This window comes from Exiguobacterium abrahamii (genome assembly GCF_015645365.1).
Lineage (GTDB): Bacteria > Bacillota > Bacilli > Exiguobacteriales > Exiguobacteriaceae > Exiguobacterium_A > Exiguobacterium_A abrahamii.
In genome coordinates this window covers 974,129-993,475 of sequence record NZ_JADOYC010000001.1, presented here as the reverse complement: position 1 = coordinate 993,475, position 19,347 = coordinate 974,129, and the positions used below count along the sequence as shown (strand labels likewise).

Here is a 19,347-nt window from a genome sequence, read left to right as displayed (position 1 = left end):
CTTCTAACTTCTTACAATTCTGACTATTTGTCAAGGTATTAAGCGTGATTGAAGTAGACGGATTTGATTTCGTCCATGATTCGGTCAGAAATCGATTTCGCTGCGCCCCGCTGGTCACGTAAATCCGAAATATCAACCGGTTTTCCGATCGCGACGTGCATTCGTTTGAACGGGCGGTATGATCCGATGATGGCAATCGGTAAAATCTGCGCATTCGATCGTAACGCAAAGAACCCTACTCCTGGTTGTGCTGCTGTAAATTCACCTGGTGCGGACCGTGTTCCTTCTGGGAAAATACCAACCGTCTCATCTGAATTCAATAGTTCAATCGTCCGTTTCAAAGCTTGACGATCTCCTTGACCGCGACCGACAGGATATGTTCCTGCCGCAATCATTAATTGTTTTAAGGCAGGAACTTTGAACAGTTCTTCTTTTGCCATGTAACGCACCGCGCGGTTTGGCGGAATCGCACTGACGAGGAAAACCGGGTCCCAGTTCGAACTGTGATTGGCACAGACGAGTAAGGAACCGTCTTTTGGAATGTTCTCTTGTCCTGTCACTTTCAATCGGAAGACTGTTTTCGCGATGACCCAGACGACAAACCGGGCAATCCGGTAAATGGTATCTTGACGTCTCATTTTAGGACACCCTCTGCTAGCTCCATCAATCGGACGACGACTTCATCGATCGTCATCTCTGTCGTATCGAGATATAGTGCATCGTCAGCTTGGCGCAATGGCGAAACTTCACGCTCACTGTCGCGCTTATCACGCAGTGCGATCTCTTCTTGAAGAATCGCGATGTCACTGTCCATCCCACGCGCGATGTTTTCACGGTGTCTTCGAGCTGCACGCTCTTCCACAGTTGCCGTCAAAAAGACTTTTAATTCTGCATCCGGCAATACGACTGTGCCGATATCACGTCCATCCATGACGATCCCGCCGTGTTCAGCTAATTTCCGCTGTGCCGTGACGAGTGCAACCCGGACTTCTTTTTGACGAGCGACGAACGAGACATTATTCGTGATTTCGATGGAACGGATCGCATCCGTCACTTCGCGATCACCAATAAAGACACGTTGCCCGTTTTCGCCTGGTGTTAAACGAATATCAAGCGATTTCATTAATTCTCCGAGCACTTCCCCATTGTTGAGGTCAAGCGATTGTTCAAGTGCTGCCAGCGTCACGGCCCGGTACATCGCTCCTGTATCGATGTATACATAGTCAAGGCGCGCTGCCAATTGTTTTGCGATCGTACTTTTCCCAGCACCCGCTGGTCCATCTAAAGCGATTTGAATCTTTCTCATCATCCATCCTGTCCTTCCATCTTCCCTATGATTGATAGGGATTCATTCTTCCGAACGTTATCATAGCAAAAAAATGCGGTCAGGTGAATGGATTCATGCCCCTTCTTGAACTTTTCATTTGCATTTGATAACAGTGACGCAATACAAGTTCGCGACTTCTGTCGGGAATCATCGTAAATTGGAATGCTAGTTCATATCGTTCTTCACGCCGATCAATTCGAACGAGTTCAGCGATGACATCTAATGTACTTGATATACCCTCACCTGTAGGCAAAATGAATGTCATTTCCACCTCTTCCTCTTTTTGAACCGGTAATTGATCCGACAAGATCATCATTCCTCCAGCCGATAGATCGAGCGTCACCGTCGTAAACGGCTCGAAATGCGTTTTATGAGGGTGTACTGCAACATCGAGTATTTGCGGTACTCGGACGAACTGACGTCGTTGGATGCGTTCGATTTGATCATCCTTCGGTCGTTTCAAAGCATATCGTTGACCGCGAAGTGGATCATTTTGTCGTTCAACAACAACCGTATCAAATCCAAATAATTTGCCTTTTTCCTTAAAGAAATAAAATGAAACTTCTTCTTGCTCTGACAAGATGAATGTTTTGAGTGTCGCGACCTCACTCGGTGCTTCAATCCAAATCAATCGATTCGTCACGGCCGTCACCTTTGAGCGACCTTGTCGATCCTCACTATTCGAAAGCATTACCAAATCCCCGATTTCCATCATACTACTTCGCTCCTACTCTCTATTCGATGCCATCTGAATGTTGTTTTTTTCGTTTGAATCGTCGATTTAAACGATTGGCACCTCGTACTTGAAATAATCCAATCGTCCATAAGATGACCATGAAGACGATTGGCAAAAAAGATATACCACCATTTTCCAATATTAACAAATTAAATAAGATATGCGCAAATACCGGAAGCGCAATCGAGAGGGACAACCAGCGATAAGGATGAGGCGAGAATTTCGCCATCCCCATGAAGAATCCCATGATGACCGCAAACAAAGCATGACCAGATACGGGTAAGAGCGCCCGAAACAGCATATGTTCGACTGTTCCATTCACCATCAGATATAAAATATTCTCAAGCGTTGCGAATCCAAGTGAACAGGCTACCGCGTAGATGATCCCGTCGTAATAATCATTAAACCGTTGATGGATATAGACCGTATAAAAGACGACGAACCATTTGGCGAATTCTTCCGTGACAGCTGTTCGAATCAACTGCACCTCTTCACGCCCGCCAAATTCGGTCTGGACGATATAGTCGATGAACATTAAGGGAAAGACGAGTAAAATACCGAAAATGAAACTTCGAAGGATATAGCCGACTGGCTCCGACTCATGTTCGTGACGTAGATAAAAATAAGTTAGGAGTGCGATGCCTGGGGCAACTCCGGAGAAAACGATTTGAACCACGCTTCCTCTCCCCCTTTCTTCCTCATTTATAAGAATAAAGGTTTCTTGGAAAAAAGAAAACGTCCTCGTTGTTTCAAGAGGAAAAAAGGTTACAATATGGGAGAACGAATCGAATCCGTCATAGAAAGTAGGTGAAGGTCTTCTGTCTGTAGACAAGGACCCTTTAGCATGAAATCATTATTACTCATTCATACGGGTGGAACGATCGCCATGGCACAGGATCATTCTGGTCATGTCTTACCAAACGATATCAATCCACTCGACGCTTCACTCCCGCGAGCAACAGATATTGCCAATATTACGACGCGTCACTTCGCAAACTTACCTTCGCCGCATATGACACCAGACATCATGTTACGTCTAGCCCATTTCATCGAGAGTGAGCTCAAGAAGGAACATTACGACGGCGTCGTCATCACTCACGGAACGGACACACTGGAAGAGACAGCTTATTTCTTACATTTGACGCTTGGTGCACCTGTTCCGATCGTTTTGACAGGGGCCATGCGTTCTTCCAATGAGGTCGGATCCGATGGTGAGTTTAATCTGATTACGGCACTTCGTGTCGCTGTCAGTGAAGCTGCGCGCGGAAAAGGTGTCCTCGTCGTCTTCAACGGGGAAATCCATTCGGCATTCAACGTCACAAAAACGCATACGTCATCCGTCGATACATTCAAATCCGTTCATTTCGGAAATCTTGGGATGGTAACGAAGGATCATGTCTACTTATTCAATACACCGCTCTTAAAACAAACACATATGGTGACTTCGCTCTCAAAACGGGTCGCCGTTCTTAAAGTCTATGCCGGTATGGAGCCCGACCTATTACTTGCTGTGAAACAACTCGGTTATGATGGACTCGTCCTTGAAGTCCTCGGTCAAGGAAATGTACCACCAAGTATCGTGGATGCCATCGCTGAATTGATTACCGTCATGCCGATCGTCATCGTCAGCCGTTGCTTCAACGGAATCGTTCAAGACGTCTACGGATATACGGGTGGCGGACAACAATTAAAAGAACTCGGCGTCATTTTCTCGAATGGACTGAATTCACAAAAAGCGCGCCTTAAACTGATGGTCGAACTTGAAATCGATGCTTCACAACTAGAACTCGAAGAATCATTCCGCGTTGAATAAATGAAAAAAACCTCTTGATCCGGAAATTTATCTTCCAAATCAAGAGGTTTTGTTTAGGCTTGTACCGATGCACCACGTAACCGTTCAACGAGATGGTTGGCAATGCTTGCACCGTGAAAACGTCCGTTTTCAATGAATATTTTATTGGCGTCATATCCTGCTGCGACGACACCTGCGATATAGATGCCCGGGACATTCGATTCCATCGTCTCTTCGTCATGACTTGGAATGCCTGTTTTACGATCAATCGTAATGCCTGTGTCAGCGAACAATCCGACATCGGGTGTGTAACCTGTCATCGCAAAAACAAAATCAGCACGTACAGTCTGTTTATCTCCATCTATTTGATAAACGACCTCTTGCTCCGTAATTTCTTCGATTGACGCTCCAAAAATCATCTTGACCTTTTCCGAACGAACGAGAGATTCGAAGTTCGGCAACACCCAAGGTTTAATGGATGGACTATACTCCGGTCCACGGTAAAGGACGGTCACATGGGCTCCCGCTTTTTCAAGTTCAATCGCTGCATCGACGCTCGAGTTTTTCCCACCGATCACGACGACATCTTGATCAAAATACGGATGTCCTTCCGTAAAGTAGTGCGAGACATGAGGTAATTCCTCTCCAGGAACACCCATCCGGTTCGGTAAACCATAATAACCTGTCGCAAGTACGACGGAGCGAGCTTCTCGGCTTCTTTTTTCCCCGGAACGCTCCGAGTAGATGATAAAATGATCCGCTTGACGTTCAATCCGCTCGACCGTCTCAAACGGACGAATCGTCAATTGTTTTCGCTTGACGACTTCTCGATAATAGACGAGCGCGTCGAGACGTCGCGGTTTTAATTCTTTATTAATAAACGGTACACCACCAATTTCTAACTTCTCACTACTTGAAAAGAACGTTTGATGCGTCGGATAACGATAGATCGCTTCGACGATATTTCCCTTTTCGAGCACTTCGACGTTTAGTCCCCGATCTTGCATTTCGATCGCTGCCGATAACCCACAGGGTCCTGCACCGATTACGATACAATCTAACATTCGAATATCTCCTCTTCCGGTTGCTTTTTTTATATCTTAGCAAATCTCTACCATAGACGAAAGAAATTGCAATGCAAAACGTCCGCTCTTCCTAAAGAAGAAGCGGACGTTCATTATAACATTAGACCCAGCCACGGAAACGAGATGCTTCCGCCATCTTCCGGACACCTACCATATAAGCAGCAAGTCGCATATCGACATTACGCGTCTGCGCTGTCTGATAGACTTGGTTGAACGAGTTCACGAGTACTTTTTCAAGTTTCTCGTGTACTTCCTCTTCCGTCCAGTAATACCCTTGGTTGTTTTGGACCCATTCGAAGTAAGAGACCGTTACGCCACCACTCGAAGCAAGAACATCCGGAACGATCAGGATGTCACGTTCAGCAAGAATTTTCGTCGCTTCGTTCGTCGTCGGACCGTTAGCCGCTTCAACGACGATCGCTGCTTTGATATCGTGCGCATTGTCTTCTGTAATTTGATTCTCGATTGCTGCCGGGACAAGAATATCACATTCAAGTTCAAGCAACTCTTTATTCGAGATCGTATTTTTGAACAATGTCGTCACGGTACCGAACGAGTCACGACGATCGAGTAGATATGGAATATCGAGACCGTTTGGATCATGGAGTGCTCCGTACGCATCGCTGATCGCGATGACTTTTGCACCTAAATCATACATGAATTTCGATAAGAAACTTCCAGCGTTGCCGAATCCTTGAACGACGACACGTGCGCCTTCGAGCGAGATACCCTTTTTAGCAGCCGCTTCCCGAATCATGATTGCGACACCTTTCGCCGTCGCTGTCTCACGACCGTGTGAGCCACCGAGGACGAGCGGTTTCCCTGTAATGAAACCAGGTGAGTTGAATTCATCGATTCGACTGTATTCGTCCATCATCCATGCCATGATTTGCGAGTTCGTGAAGACGTCAGGTGCTGGAATATCCTTTGTCGGTCCAACGATTTGACTGATAGCACGGACATATCCACGGCTGAGACGTTCGATTTCACGGAAGCTCATCTCACGTGGATCACAGATGATTCCGCCTTTACCACCGCCGTATGGTAAATCAACGATACCTGCCTTCAGACTCATCCAGACGGATAATGCTTTGACTTCGACTTCCGTCACGTTCGGGTGGAAACGGATTCCACCTTTCGTTGGTCCAACGGCATCGTTATGTTGCGCACGATATCCTGTGAAGATTTTCGTCGAACCATCATCCATCCGTACCGGAATCCGGACTGTCAACATCCGGAGTGGTTCTTTAAGTAATTCGTACATCTCGTCTGGATAACCAAGTTTCCCTAGCGCCTCCTTGACGATTTCTTGTGTCGCTTCCAGTACGTTCTTGCGGTGATTCGCATGTTGTTGGTCAGTGATCATTCCAACGTTCCTCCCCATAAGTGGCATCCCCTATGCCGTTTCCTTGTTCGGATAAAGTATACTCTTTTCTCGAACGTAATGAAAGGGGTTACGCCTATATTTGTAAGCGCTTTCTCACTTCTTTTCCCAGGATATTATTAATTTGGTTGTTTTGTTTGACGATGTCGTTCGATCGCCAATTCCATGAAATATTCTACTAATTCCGGATATTCGATTCCCACTGCTCGTGCACCGTCCGGGAATAAACTTGTCGAAGTCATACCAGGAAGTGTATTTGTCTCCAAGATGACTGGATTTCCGGATTCCGGCACAAGGAAATCAGATCGCGAGTATCCTGCACAGCCAAGTACTTGATGTGCTTTAACAGCCCATTCTTGAAGTTTTTCTGTCGTTGCTTCATCCAGCTCAGCAGGGCAAATATGCTCTGAACCTCCGATGGCATATTTTGATTCATAGTCATAAAAGGCGTTCTTCGGAATGATCTCGATGACAGGGAGTGCTTTTTCTGCACCTTTATGACCGACGACAGGGACTGTCACTTCACGCCCTTTAATGAACTGTTCGACAAGCACTGCATCGTCCGCTTCAAAGGCCTTCGCGATTCCTTCACGTAACATCGTCTCGTCTTGAGCAATCGTCAATCCGTTTGATGAGCCTTCTTGTGCCGGTTTAACGACACAAGGAAATTGACCATTCCACTCTGCGATTTTTGCTTCGATATCATCTCCACGCTCTAAGAGCACATCACGGGCGATCGTAATGCCTGCTTTATCAAAGTGAACTTTCGAACGTGCCTTATCCATCGCAAGCGCTGACGCTAAAACACCTGAACCTGTATATGGAATGTCTGCCAGTTCAAGCAATGCTTGTACGCGTCCATCTTCACCAATTTTCCCGTGAAGAGCGATGACAGCCACATCTACATCCAGCTGGAAGAGTTCATGCGCTTGATCAGGGTGGAAATCAACAGCCGTGACCTCATGCCCTTTACTGTTTAATGCTTCCATGATCGACTTTCCACTGTTTAATGAAACCTCCCGTTCTCCTGAAGTCCCACCGTATAATACTGCCACTTTCATCCTACTTCACTCCTTCTTCTTACGTTCAATGATTATCATACCATCCTTCTGACGATGAAAAAATACAAAATGGTGCCACTTCCAGCAGAAGACAAAAAGGTGCGGCATCCCCCTATGAGGGAATGTCGCACCTGATGTTTTACATATTAAACTGTTCAGCTATCGTTGCGACGGCATGTTCCGCCTGAATCGTTTTCCCATACTCCGCCATGACGAGTGGACTTTTCGGGCTCGGTTCACCGTATTCAGACAAAATCGTCGTCACCGTCTGCTCAAGCGCCTCATTCATTCGTTCTTGGAAATAGAGATAATAGCTTCCCTCGAAGAAGTAAAGGCTACCACCTGTCTCTGTACGAGGCATATGTCGCAATAATCCATGACTCGCTTGAATGACGTCTTCTAGCGATTGTAGAGCATATAAAACATGATGGACGATATCGACTGTCATACGGATTTCGACTTGATCGAACTCCTCGTTCATCTCTTCTGGCAAATCGCCTTCACGGCGTACATCAACGAGCATCCCGTCATTCGGAAAGAATGTAACGAAAAATTCGAGTGTTCCCGCTGCTTGAAAACCAAAATTCGATTCGGCTTCTTCTAATAGATTACGCAATAAAGCTTGTCCCTTCCCGACAGCCAACGTTTCTGGTCGAACGTCGTGAAGCGATAACTCCTGCTTTGTGATGAAGACACGAAGGTGTCCTTGTTTCATTTGTTCAAACCTCATATAGACTCCTCCAGTCAAAACCGGAAACCTGATGTCTCCGTTCGCTATGAATCATACTATACACCAGTTGTCGGAGTGAGTCGACTTAACCAACTTTTCCAAGATTGATCGTCTGCACCGAGTAAATGTGGACCATACCGTTCCGGCAACTGATCGACCGCATAACCTCCAAGACCAATCTCAAGATCCGGAAAATCAGCCATCAAACGTGCCAGCGCTTCATCGAGCAACGGCAAATGATCCGATAACGTGCAGGAAAGAATAACGGCTTTCGGTTGCAGCTGATGTGTGACCGTCACCAAATCCTGAACCGGTATACCGGAACCGAGGAAAATGACATCAAATCCAGATTGTCGTAAATAAAGTGTAAAGAAGAGTAGTCCAAGTTCGTGTTCTTCTTCCGGCGCGCAGACACAGACGATTCGTGGTAAGAACGGATTGATCGGCATCTGTAACGACAATGTCGAGAGACGGGCTCTTAGAAATGCCGTCGCAAAATGCTCATGCGCAATCGTAATCTCACCCGACTCCCACTTCACTCCAATCTCATGCAAAAGTGGACCGACGATGTCCTGAATGACTTTATCGAAGCTAAACATCGAGAATGCTTTATTCATGATGTCGTGCGCATGTCGTTCTTCAAAGTTCGTCAATGCCTGAAATAACTGATCTCGCAGTTCGACTCCATAATCGTGCGGGACTTCAGCCCGATTAACAGGCATCTCATACAACTGGATTGCTTTAGAGACAGACAATCCCTCTTTTTGTTTATCAACAATCCAGCGTAATTTCGCGACGTCGTTATCACTATAAATTCGATGTCCGGATTCACTTCGATCCGGATCGAGCACCTGATATCTCCGCTCCCAAGCACGAATGGTCGTCGGGTTGAGTCCCACTAACGCAGCGACTGCTTTGATATTATATTTCCCACGATCCATGCATCGTGCCTCCTTCCCCTTCCTTTCTAGTATACGCTGAAAGGAAAAAAATCTCCGTTCACAATGTGCCCTTACATCATGAAACCGATGGAGACGAAGGCGATGATGATCGTGATCATGAGCACCGTCAGCGTGATGGCTAACGGATTTTTTCGAAATGGTTGTTTTAATCGCTCGTTTCGAACGTGTTCGATACGCGAAGAACGCGGTGGAAGTGACTGACCCTCTTCGTTCTGATGCAACCGTCTCTGATCTTGTTTACTCAATGTTCATCACCTTTTCTTGAAAAATATAACGATATTGTCTAGTTTACACCGAATCTGGTGATGAAAAAAAGACTTGTTCTAAACGCATTTTCCAATCTACCGGTTGATGTGTCCTTCTCTGCACCGGACTTTCCCACTCAATCGTTCCACATATATCACAACAACGCGGTTGTACGATTGCCTGCTCATCAAAATGATGCAACAACATTGAACGGCGACATTCGTTCCGGTGAACGTAGTCCATCATCTGGTTGATCTCTTGTCGTTTCAATTGTTTACGTTCCGTTTGCCACTGGATGATGCGTTCTTTCGACCACCCATTCTCGAGTTGTGATTTGAGTAAGCGGTATGCCGGATCTTCCGGATTAAAACGAAAACGACTTTCGATTTTGGCATAGGATTCGCCTTGATTCATTCCTTGTCGCAATTGATCGATCCACAAGACGGGTGCATATTGCGTGTCAATCAAGTACGTTTGTAGTTGTTCATCTTGAGCAGCGTAGAGTAAGATCGCAGTCGCCTCTTTACCGTCACGACCGGCACGTCCGACTTCCTGCATGTAGGCTTCGATCGTCGCAGGCATCGTATAGTGAATGACCGTCCGAACGTTGCCTTTATCGACACCCATTCCGAATGCACTCGTACACACGAGACAATCAATCTCATCATGAAGAAACTGCTGTTGAACAAGCTGGCGATCTTCTATCGTCAACCCAGCATGATAATAGGTCGCGCCGTCAATGATTCCAGCAATTCGTTCCGCTTCTTTACGAGTCGTCGTATAGATGACGCATGGGCGAACGATGCGTTCCATCCACCGATTGACTGCCGCATCCTTTTCTTCTCGATCAACGCGATCGACAACATATTGGATTTCTGGTCGGTTGACAGAATGACGGATGATTTGTGGATCGTGCATACGCAATTGTGTTCGAATATCTTGCTCAACAGCACGCGTCGCTGTTGCCGTTAAGGCAAGACATGGCGGAAGACCAAGTTCTTGTCGAATGTGACCAAGTCTTGCATACTCCGGTCGAAATTCGTGTCCCCATTGGGAGATACAATGCGCTTCATCGACGACGAAGAGCGCAATATTAATCTGTTTTAGCCGAGCCCGAATCTGCGGCAGCGCCAGTTGCTCCGGTGATAAGTAAAGATATCGTAGATGTTCGAGTACAGATAAGATCTGTTCCTTTTCTTCTCGTGTCTCGACAGAAGTTAATTTAGCGACAGATCGCTCTCCTCTGCGCTTGATTTGCATGACCTGGTCTTCAATCAACGAGAGTAACGGGGACAAAATCAACGTCAGCCCTTCATTTTGTACATACGAAGGAAATTGATAACAAACAGACTTTCCTCCACCTGTCGGCAAAATTGCTAGTGTATCTGTTCTGTTTAGGATGGAATCGATGATTTGGCGTTGTCCAGGTCGAAATGCTTCGTAGCCAAAATGACGATGCAATAACGCTTCCATTAAATCCCCTCCCATTTACTACGCGCTAACACCAATCGAATTTGAAAATAAGATATCTCGGATTGCATCTCACTCTTGATCCGCTTCAGCGCGTAGGTTTTAAGTCGCTGAGCAATCCGTCGTACCTCTTCTTGCTGAGATGGCGTGACAAAATGATCCAGTGGAAACGAAGGAGCATACATCGCAATCTCAACAAGATGGTCTTCCATCGTACTATTTTTTAATCGTCTTCGGATCGCAACCGCTTCAACGGTTAATCCCTGTTGCAACAACTCCCATGTCGTTTGCGCAGATTGCGTCATTTTTGACGTGTGTAGATCAGCGCCTATTTGCTTTAGAAGTGGTGTCTTTTCTAAGTCATCGATGCAGTTTCGCCAAGCGATCGTAAATTCATATTGGACACTCTCCACATCCGTTTTCATCATTTGAGCTAATTGCGGATAAGACCATCCTGCTTGCACGCCAGACAAGCGGTAACTAATCAATGTCGCATCTCGCTCTGATAAGTGCTCAAGGAGAAAAATCAACTCTTGCTGCATATGACGTAACCATTCCGCTCGATTCGAGATGGTCGGAAGAACACTTTTTACCCATTCACGAACAATGGTTTCCTGTTGCACAGGTATGAACGGTTGTTTTGCTTCCAAACAAACCATCGTTTGAACCAAAAGGCTGAGTCGTTTCCACATCACCTCAGCATAACCGCGAAGTTCACCACCTAGTTGATCAATGATCGCACGATCCGTTTGCTCTACTAGTCGCGCACCTTCATGCGTCAGTCGCAGTGTCTCTTGCCGCTCAATCCAATTCTTCTGCGCAAGTTCAGCCAAGATTGTTTCGAATCGCTGTTTACTGACTGATACAGTACCGAATACCGACTCTAAATCATAAAAATGAGCATCTTGCAGAGAAGTCGCTGATTTTTTTCCTTGAAAAACATGATAAAGACTCCGGTCAGATCGTTCATTTCGAAGGCGCTGGATCGATTCCAGGAAAATACGCTCGAGTAAAGAAATTTCCATATGTCACGCTCCCTCCTGCTGTATGTCGTTTCCAAATCAAAGATGATATTTTACGCCTGCTTCATCGTTACGTTTTAGAGAGAGCGTTTGCGGGCATGTGATGATATATACATTTTCTGCTGTCACTTGTGCTTCGTCATTGAAATGCAACGATGAGTCCGATACAATGACATATAGATGAGAACAGCGTGTTTCAATAATGTTTTCGTATAGAGAGGAGACCGTTCAATGGCTAAATTTACGATTGTCGACAAAGATACTTGCATCGCTTGTGGTGCTTGTGGAGCAGCGGCACCAGATATCTATGATTATGATGATGAGGGTTTGGCGTATGTCATTCTTGATGATAACAATGGTACTGCCGAAATTCCAGAAGCATTATTCGACGATATGATTGATGCATTCGAAGGTTGCCCGACAGATTCAATCAAAGTAGCAGATGAATCGTTCGATGGCGATGCGTTAAAATTCGAATAAGTGAATAAAAAAAGATGTTTCCTCGCGAAGCATCTTTTTTTATTGGACTTTTTCTCATCCAATCTATCAATCATCTAAAAAAACCGGACATCGCCAATTGGCAACATCCGGTCTATGATTAGTAAAAATTTAACGTTTTCCTTTGATATACGGTACACCGACAGCTTTTGGTGCATCCGCACGACCAACGACACCAGCGAGTGCTAAGATCGTCAATAAATACGGCGCAATCAACAGATACACTTGTGGAATTTGATCGAGTAACGGCAATTGCTGACCGATGATCGAAATCGCTTGAGCGAACCCGAAGAAGAGGGCTGCCCCCATGGCACCGAGTGGGTTCCATTTTCCGAAGATCATCGCCGCAATCGCGAGGAAGCCTTGACCGAGAATCGTCGTCACACTGAAGTTCAATGAAATCGACGTCGCGTAGACAGCACCAGCAAGACCACCGAAACCACCAGAGATCATGACGCCGATGAAACGCATCTTCGTGACGTTGATTCCCATCGTGTCCGCTGCCATCGGGTGTTCTCCGACAGAACGTAAGCGAAGACCGAATGGTGTCTTGAAGATGATGTACCATGCGACGAATGCGAGAACGATCGCGATATACGATGTGTAGTAGACGTTCGCAAAGAACATCTTCAAGACCGGAATATCGGACAAGAATGGCACGTTCTCTTTTGAAATCCGGTTTGGAATCGAATCCGTTTGTCCTTTATTGTAAAGCGCCCGGACGAGGAAGATTGCAAGACCGACTGCAAGCAAGTTGATTGCTACTCCAAGGACCGTTTGATCAGCCCGGAAAAGAATTGCTGGAATCGCAAGGAACAGTGAGAAGACCGCTCCGACGACGATCGCAATGAGCATCGCAAGCCAAGGACTCGCAGCACCTAAGCCTATTTTTGATAGAGTCAATGCCGTGACGACACCTGTGAAGGCACCCATGACCATTAATCCTTCTAACGCGATGTTGACGACGCCAGAACGCTCACTGAAAATGCCGCCAAGTGCTGCAATGATTAACGGAGCCGAATAGGCGAGTGCGATTGGCACGATGATATAAAGTACTTCAAGAAAGCCCATTATTGACCGGCTCCTTTCGCTTTTTTAGATTCTTTCTTAACGGTGAACTTCTCGATGACGAGACGAATCGCGTAACCTGAAGCCACGAAGATGATGATGAATGCGATGATGATTTTGATCAGTTCAGGCGGAATACCGATCTGTTGCATCGACAGACCACCGATGTTAAGTCCCGCAAACAGTAACGCCGCGAGAACGACACCGATCGGGTTATTCGCACCTAACAAGGCAACCGCGATTCCGTCGAACCCTACCCCAGTGAAGGACGCATTCAATGTCATGTTTTGGAACGTTCCAAGACCCTCCATCGCTCCAGCGAGACCTGCAAACACACCTGAGATAACGAACGATAGGATGATGTTTCGGTTAACGCCCATCCCTGCATACTCTGCAGCATTTTTGTTAAATCCAACTGCTCGGAGTTCATAACCAAGCGTTGTTTTCCACAAAATGAACCAGAAGACGAGAGCAGCGATGACAGCGATGAAAATCCCGTTATGCAAACGTGAAAAATCCGTGATCTCTTGCAAGAACGGTGACGCAAGGGATGCTGATTCCTTGACTGACTCCGTCCGCTCGTTCGTAATTCCGATGACGTGACGTAAAATATCATTCGTTACATACAATGCGATATAGTTCATCATGATAGACGTGATGACTTCATGCACATGGAACTTCGCTTTTAAAATACCAGGAATCGATGCCCAAAGTGCACCTGCCAAACCTGCTCCAATTAGAGCAAGCGGTAAATGAATCGCTGTCGGTAGATCAAACTCGATCCCGATCCAAACTGCGACCATCCACCCGACGAGAACCTGACCTTCGACCCCGATGTTAAAGAGTCCAGTACGAAAAGCAAACGCGACAGCAAGACCAGCAAAGATCAATGGAGCTGCTGCTCGTAATGTTTCACCGATGCTATATGGTTCGCCAAAAATACCATAGAATAACTGATCAAAACCGGCAATTGGATCGTACCCACCGATGAGCATGACGATCGCCCCAACGACCATTCCAAGGATGATGGAAAGAATCGGAATGAGGATGCCGTAAAAACGCTCTAACTTCATGAATGACCTACCTCCTCTTTCTTACCGCCGGCCATCAAGAAGCCAAGCTCGATCTCATTCGTTTCTTTTGGATCCAAGAAGGCAACTGTTTTTCCTTCGTAAAGAACGGCAATCCGATCTGATACTTGAAGGATTTCTTCGAGTTCGAATGAAATCAACAAGACAGCGCGACCTTTTTCGCGTTCGAGAACCAACTGTTCATGAATGAACTCAATTGCTCCGACATCAAGACCACGTGTCGGCTGTGCTGCAATCAATAGGTCTGGTGAACGATCGACTTCACGCGCAATGATCGCTTTCTGTTGGTTACCACCTGACAAGGCACGAGCAAACGTCTCTGGACTTGGAGTTCGGACGTCGAACTTCTCGATGAGCGTTTTCGCTTTTTCCATGACTTGTTTATAGTTCATGATGCCTGCTTTTGAATACGGTTGTTTGTAGTACGTTTGTAAGACCATGTTATGTCCGATTGAATAATCGAGAACAAGTCCATGTTTATGACGGTCTTGCGGAATATGACCGACACCTGATTCCGTCACTTTACGTGGCTTCAAGTTTTTGATCGACTTATTGTTGAGGAAGATTTCTCCACTATCCGCTTTACGAAGACCAGTAATGGCTTCAATCAATTCCGTTTGCCCGTTTCCGTCGATTCCGGCAATTCCGACGATCTCTCCGGCACGAATGTCGAGATTTAAGCCATCGACGGCTTTGATACCGCGACTGTCCTTGACGACTAGATCCTTGATGTCGAGAACGAGTTCTTGTGGAGTTGCCTTGGAATACTCCGCATTAAAGTTGACTTCACGACCTACCATCATTTCAGCAAGACGCGACTGTGTCATCGTCTCATCGATATCGACCGTTCCGATATACTTCCCACGGCGAATCGTCGTACAGCGATCAGCTACTTCCATGATTTCTTTCAGTTTGTGCGTGATGAGGATGATTGATTTTCCTTCTGCAATCAAGCGATTCATGATTTGAATCAATTCCTTGATCTCTTGTGGTGTCAAGACAGCAGATGGTTCATCGAAGATCAAGATGTCTGCACCACGGTACAACGTCTTCAAAATTTCAACACGCTGTTGCATTCCAACTGAGATATCCTCGATTTTTGCATCAGGATCAACAGCAAGACCATACTGTTCAGAAATCTGGCGTACCTTCTCACGTGCAGTCGCACGGTCGATCTTAATTCCGGCACGCGGCTCTGCACCTAAAATGATGTTTTCAGTAACAGTGAAATTTTGAACGAGCATGAAGTGTTGGTGCACCATACCGATTCCAAGATCGTTCGCGACGTTCGGACTCGTAATATTGACTTTTTCACCACGTACACGAATTTCTCCAGCCTCAGGCTGATACAAACCAAATAAGACGTTCATCAGCGTCGATTTTCCGGCACCGTTTTCACCAAGTAAAGCGTGAATCTCACCTTTCCGAAGCTGGAGCGTGATGTTATCATTTGCGACGAAACTGCCAAACTCTTTTCTGATGTTTAGCATCTCAATGACGTATTCCAAGAAAATCCACTCCCATGTTTAGTTTAAAAGGGGGAGCCGCAATGCTAGCGACCCCCGCTTTCATTATTATTTCAGTGACGCTTCGTATTCTTTGTACTCGTCGTCTGTCGCTGGGACTTTGATGTCGCCATCGATGATTTGTTTTTTGTACTCTTCGACTTTGTCGAGCGCTTCTTTCGAAACGTTGTCTTTTGAAGGTGCGATATCAACACCGCCGTCTTTTAGACCGAATACAACTTCTTTACCAGCTGGGAAGTTGCCGTCTTTCGTATCTTTAGCGACTTGCTCAACTGCTGTATCAACACGTTTGACCATCGATGTCAATGTGACGTTCTCTGGCATACCTTCTTCGACTTGGTCACGGTCTACACCGATGACCCAAACATCTTCACCGTTTTTCTTACGGTTTTTCGCTTCTGTGAATACCCCTTGTCCTGTACCACCAGCTGCGTGATAGATGACGTCGACTTTTTTACCGTACATTCCTGAAGCGATCGCTTGTCCTTTTTCAGCAGCGTTGAAGTCTTCTGCATATTGAACTTCGATGTCAGCATCTGGGTTGACTGCTTTAACACCTGCTTTGAATCCACTCTCGAACTTCTTGATCAAGTCAGAGTTAACGCCGCCGACGAATCCGACTTTATCTGATTTCGTCGTCAAACCAGCAACGACACCAACGAGGAATGATCCTTCATTTTCTTTGAAGACGATTGACGCGACATTTTTTTTGTCAACGACTTGGTCAACGATTGCGAAGTTATTATCTTTGAACTGATCCGCTACTTTACCGATATCTTCAGCCATCAAGAATCCGATACCGAGAATCAGGTCGTATTTCGCACGTGCTAATTGCTGAAGGTTCGGTTGGTAATCCGATTGTTTTGCAGATTGAAGATATTTGTAGCCAGTACCTTCTTTTAAGTCGTTTTCTTTTCCGAACTTTTGGATACCTTCCCAAGCAGATTGGTTGAATGATTTATCATCCACGCCGCCTGTATCTGTAACCATACCTACTTTAAAGCCGTCTGATTTGCTGTCGCTACCTGAATCTTTCGAATCGTCGTTGCCACCACATGCTGCAAGGACCGAACTCATTGCTAAACCTGTTGCTGCTAATGCGAGAAGTGACTTCTTTTTCATCTGGAAAATCCCCTTTCGAATATGGTCATACAAAGTTCAAGACTACGTCTAGCACCCGAGGCTGGCGATGAGGAGCGTTACGTAGGTTATGACGGAAAGCGCTTTCAGTAATCATCCTAAAACAATGGCTCACACACGTTTACGGATGACGTGGAAATCAAACTTATCTGCTCGGAAATAGTTCGCTGAAAAAAGAACGGAACGGTCGAGCTCATCATAATGCGTTTGACGCAAAGCGAGCAAAGGTTGGTCCGTATGTAATTGTTCAGCGATTTTCGGATCAATACGTGGCTCGATATGCGTCACAGCATGCGTGACACGTCGTCCAAGTTCTTTTTCTAAAGCATCAAATAATGATGTCGAAGAGGTGAACTGCTCTTCATTTTTAATATAATGGCTTGGAATCTTATCGATACAATAGACGACAGGAACATCTCCTGCGAGTCGGATTCGTTCGATTCGATAAACCAATTCATCCGGACCAAGTTGAAAACGCTCTCGGTCGCGCTCAGTCGGTTGGACCATCTCGGATGATAACACTTCTGATGTCGGAACCATACCTGCGCGCGCAATCATTTCTGTTACGCTGTACAATTCTTCGATTCCAGAAGTAAACGGTGGTCTTGCATTGATAAACGTACCGACACCGTGTTTACGGATGACGATGTTCTCATCTTCAAGAATTCGTAATGCCTCTCGAAGAGTAGCTCGACTGACGCCAAGTTGCTTTGAAAGTTCAAACTCTGAAGGGAGCTTCTCGCCTTCCTTGTAAACGCCGTCATCGATGTCAGACTTGATCTTTTCAATCACACGTAAATAAAGCAAACGATGATCTAATTTAATCGACATGACGCATCTCCATCCTCTATCTAGTTGTAACCAGTGCTCAGACTTCTGACGTATGAGAACTCCAGCCAAGATAAGTATATGACGCCCAACACAATCCTGCAATCATTTTGTAACAGGTTAGAAGTCTGACTTCTGGCGCTTTTGTAACCCTTTTCATAACGCAATCAATAATGGAAGAAAATAGGGCATTCTACCTAAGAATGCCCCTTCTTTTTTCAACGCTTATTGCTCAGGTACTTCGATTTTTCCAGAAACGACATCTGTTTTTGCTTTCTCAAGCGCAGTCAACGTCTTCTTCGAAATCTTTTCAGATGGTACGATATCAACGCCATCTTCTTTCAAACCATAACGAATCGTTTTTCCGCCCTCGAGTTTACCGTCTTTTGCTGCGTTTGCTGTATCTTCGACTGCACGGTCGACACGTTTGATGACAGAAGTTAATGTAACATCTTCCGGCATACCCTCTTCTTTTTGGTCGCGGTCGACACCGATGACTGAGACGTTTTCACCGTTTTTCTTACGATTCTTCGCCTCTGTGAAGACACCGTTTCCTGTACCACCTGCTGCTGGGAAGATGATATCTGCGCCTTTACCATACATTCCAGCTGCGATCGCTTGACCTTTTTCTGGTGCTGCGAAGTCCTCCGCATATTGGACATCGATTTTAATCTTCGGATTGACGGATTTAGCACCTGCTTCGAAACCGGCACGGAAACGCTCGATGACGTCCATCTTCATCCCACCAACGAAACCGATATGATCTTTTTTCGTCTCCATTGCAGCAACGATCCCTGCAAGATATGCTCCTTCATTTTCTTTAAATGTGATCGACGTGACGTTCTTTCCTTCAACGACGTTATCGATGATTGCGAATTGTGTGTCTTTGAATTGATCAGCAACTGTTTTGATGTCCTCATTGAACGTATTCCCGATTCCGAAAACTAAATCTTCTCCCCCACGAGCAAGGCGCGATAGATTCGGCTGATAATCTTGTTGCGATTTAGATTGTAGATAAGAGAACCCTTCATTCTTTTGAAGTTTATTGTCTTTACCGTACGCTTGCAGACCTTCCCAAGCGGATTGGTTGAACGATTTATCATCGATCCCACCCTTATCGGCTACCATCGCAACAGAGAATTGATCTTTTTGATCGGCTTTCTCACCTGAACCACCACAAGCAGCAAGACCAACTGTCGCTACTGACATCATCGATACGATTACCTGTTTTTTCTTCATTTCATCCATCTCCTCTGCAATTATGAGAGCGCTTTCATTATCTATTTGTGAAAAATCCGCTCCCAGCCCTCGTGTTGAAGGTCGGTCACTCATATGACTGAGTATGCCAAAAACACTACTGAAAATCAACAGACGTCTGACA

20 protein-coding genes are annotated in these 19,347 nt (G+C 45.8%); 2 read left to right on the top strand and 18 right to left on the bottom strand.

Annotated elements, in window-relative coordinates; translation table 11 throughout:
• Positions 1–38 precede the first annotated feature (38 nt).
• The 4 genes from ITJ88_RS04910 to prsW form a co-directional block, all read right to left on the bottom strand.
• Positions 39–638: a lysophospholipid acyltransferase family protein gene (locus tag ITJ88_RS04910; RefSeq protein ID WP_195864808.1), complete on the bottom strand. Its 600-nt coding sequence runs from the start codon at positions 636–638 to the stop codon at positions 39–41.
• Positions 635–1,309 carry a (d)CMP kinase gene (gene cmk / locus ITJ88_RS04905; protein WP_195864807.1) on the bottom strand — a complete coding sequence of 225 codons (675 nt, stop codon included), beginning with the start codon at positions 1,307–1,309 and terminating at the stop codon, positions 635–637. The genes ITJ88_RS04910 and cmk overlap by 4 nt, the downstream gene beginning before the upstream one ends.
• 76 nt (positions 1,310–1,385) lie before the next feature.
• Complete coding sequence (locus tag ITJ88_RS04900; RefSeq protein WP_050677445.1) at positions 1,386–2,042, bottom strand: flagellar brake protein; 657 nt, start codon at positions 2,040–2,042, stop codon at positions 1,386–1,388.
• Between the two features lie 19 nt (positions 2,043–2,061).
• Positions 2,062–2,739, bottom strand: coding sequence for a glutamic-type intramembrane protease PrsW (prsW, locus tag ITJ88_RS04895; protein ID WP_023468651.1), 678 nt, complete (start codon positions 2,737–2,739; stop codon positions 2,062–2,064).
• A 168-nt stretch (positions 2,740–2,907) separates the two neighbouring features.
• On the opposite strand from prsW, the gene ITJ88_RS04890 reads away from it, so the two are divergent.
• A complete protein-coding gene (locus ITJ88_RS04890) occupies positions 2,908–3,876 on the top strand; it encodes an asparaginase (protein ID WP_195864806.1) in 969 nt (322 codons plus the stop codon).
• A gap of 53 nt (positions 3,877–3,929) precedes the next feature.
• Here the strand turns inward: ITJ88_RS04890 and ITJ88_RS04885 are convergent, their stop codons facing one another.
• The 8 genes from ITJ88_RS04885 to ITJ88_RS04850 all read right to left on the bottom strand — a co-directional run bounded on the left by ITJ88_RS04885 (position 3,930) and on the right by ITJ88_RS04850 (position 11,818).
• Complete coding sequence (locus ITJ88_RS04885; protein WP_195864805.1) at positions 3,930–4,919, bottom strand: YpdA family putative bacillithiol disulfide reductase; 990 nt, start codon at positions 4,917–4,919, stop codon at positions 3,930–3,932.
• 121 nt (positions 4,920–5,040) lie between these two features.
• Positions 5,041–6,306, bottom strand: a complete 1,266-nt coding sequence (locus ITJ88_RS04880; protein ID WP_023468654.1) for a Glu/Leu/Phe/Val family dehydrogenase — start codon at positions 6,304–6,306, stop codon at positions 5,041–5,043.
• 137 nt (positions 6,307–6,443) lie between these two features.
• A complete protein-coding gene (locus ITJ88_RS04875; RefSeq protein WP_195864804.1) occupies positions 6,444–7,385 on the bottom strand; it encodes a D-alanine--D-alanine ligase in 942 nt (313 codons plus the stop codon).
• 139 nt (positions 7,386–7,524) lie between these two features.
• Positions 7,525–8,115 carry an adaptor protein MecA gene (locus ITJ88_RS04870; protein WP_195864803.1) on the bottom strand — a complete coding sequence of 197 codons (591 nt, stop codon included), beginning with the start codon at positions 8,113–8,115 and terminating at the stop codon, positions 7,525–7,527.
• Between the two features lie 56 nt (positions 8,116–8,171).
• A complete protein-coding gene (locus tag ITJ88_RS04865) occupies positions 8,172–9,056 on the bottom strand; it encodes a MerR family transcriptional regulator (protein ID WP_195864802.1) in 885 nt (294 codons plus the stop codon).
• Positions 9,057–9,127: 71 nt separating this feature from the next.
• Complete coding sequence (locus ITJ88_RS04860) at positions 9,128–9,322, bottom strand: hypothetical protein (protein WP_152995552.1); 195 nt, start codon at positions 9,320–9,322, stop codon at positions 9,128–9,130.
• Between the two features lie 43 nt (positions 9,323–9,365).
• Positions 9,366–10,796 carry a RecQ family ATP-dependent DNA helicase gene (locus tag ITJ88_RS04855; protein ID WP_230088527.1) on the bottom strand — a complete coding sequence of 477 codons (1,431 nt, stop codon included), beginning with the start codon at positions 10,794–10,796 and terminating at the stop codon, positions 9,366–9,368.
• Positions 10,796–11,818: a YpbB family protein gene (locus ITJ88_RS04850; RefSeq protein WP_195864800.1), complete on the bottom strand. Its 1,023-nt coding sequence runs from the start codon at positions 11,816–11,818 to the stop codon at positions 10,796–10,798. Before ITJ88_RS04850 ends, ITJ88_RS04855 begins: the two co-directional genes overlap by 1 nt.
• A 228-nt stretch (positions 11,819–12,046) precedes the next feature.
• Between ITJ88_RS04850 and ITJ88_RS04845 the strand changes: the two genes are divergently transcribed.
• Complete coding sequence (locus ITJ88_RS04845; RefSeq protein WP_023468661.1) at positions 12,047–12,295, top strand: ferredoxin; 249 nt, start codon at positions 12,047–12,049, stop codon at positions 12,293–12,295.
• A 129-nt stretch (positions 12,296–12,424) separates the two neighbouring features.
• On the opposite strand, the gene ITJ88_RS04840 is transcribed toward ITJ88_RS04845, so the two are convergent.
• The 6 genes from ITJ88_RS04840 to ITJ88_RS04815 form a co-directional block, all read right to left on the bottom strand.
• Positions 12,425–13,384, bottom strand: coding sequence for an ABC transporter permease (locus ITJ88_RS04840; protein WP_195864799.1), 960 nt, complete (start codon positions 13,382–13,384; stop codon positions 12,425–12,427).
• Positions 13,384–14,454, bottom strand: a complete 1,071-nt coding sequence (locus ITJ88_RS04835) for an ABC transporter permease (RefSeq protein ID WP_053453751.1) — start codon at positions 14,452–14,454, stop codon at positions 13,384–13,386. The genes ITJ88_RS04840 and ITJ88_RS04835 overlap by 1 nt, the downstream gene beginning before the upstream one ends.
• Positions 14,451–15,980, bottom strand: a complete 1,530-nt coding sequence (locus ITJ88_RS04830; RefSeq protein WP_023468664.1) for an ABC transporter ATP-binding protein — start codon at positions 15,978–15,980, stop codon at positions 14,451–14,453. Before ITJ88_RS04830 ends, ITJ88_RS04835 begins: the two co-directional genes overlap by 4 nt.
• Positions 15,981–16,046: 66 nt before the next feature.
• Entirely contained in the window at positions 16,047–17,120 is a 1,074-nt protein-coding gene (locus ITJ88_RS04825; RefSeq protein ID WP_195864798.1) for a BMP family lipoprotein, read from the bottom strand.
• A 129-nt stretch (positions 17,121–17,249) separates the two neighbouring features.
• The gene (locus ITJ88_RS04820) at positions 17,250–17,969 is read right to left on the bottom strand and encodes a GntR family transcriptional regulator (RefSeq protein WP_023468666.1); all 720 of its coding nucleotides are present in this window, start codon (positions 17,967–17,969) and stop codon (positions 17,250–17,252) included.
• A gap of 222 nt (positions 17,970–18,191) precedes the next feature.
• Positions 18,192–19,205, bottom strand: coding sequence for a BMP family lipoprotein (locus tag ITJ88_RS04815; RefSeq protein ID WP_050677452.1), 1,014 nt, complete (start codon positions 19,203–19,205; stop codon positions 18,192–18,194).
• Positions 19,206–19,347 lie beyond the last annotated feature (142 nt).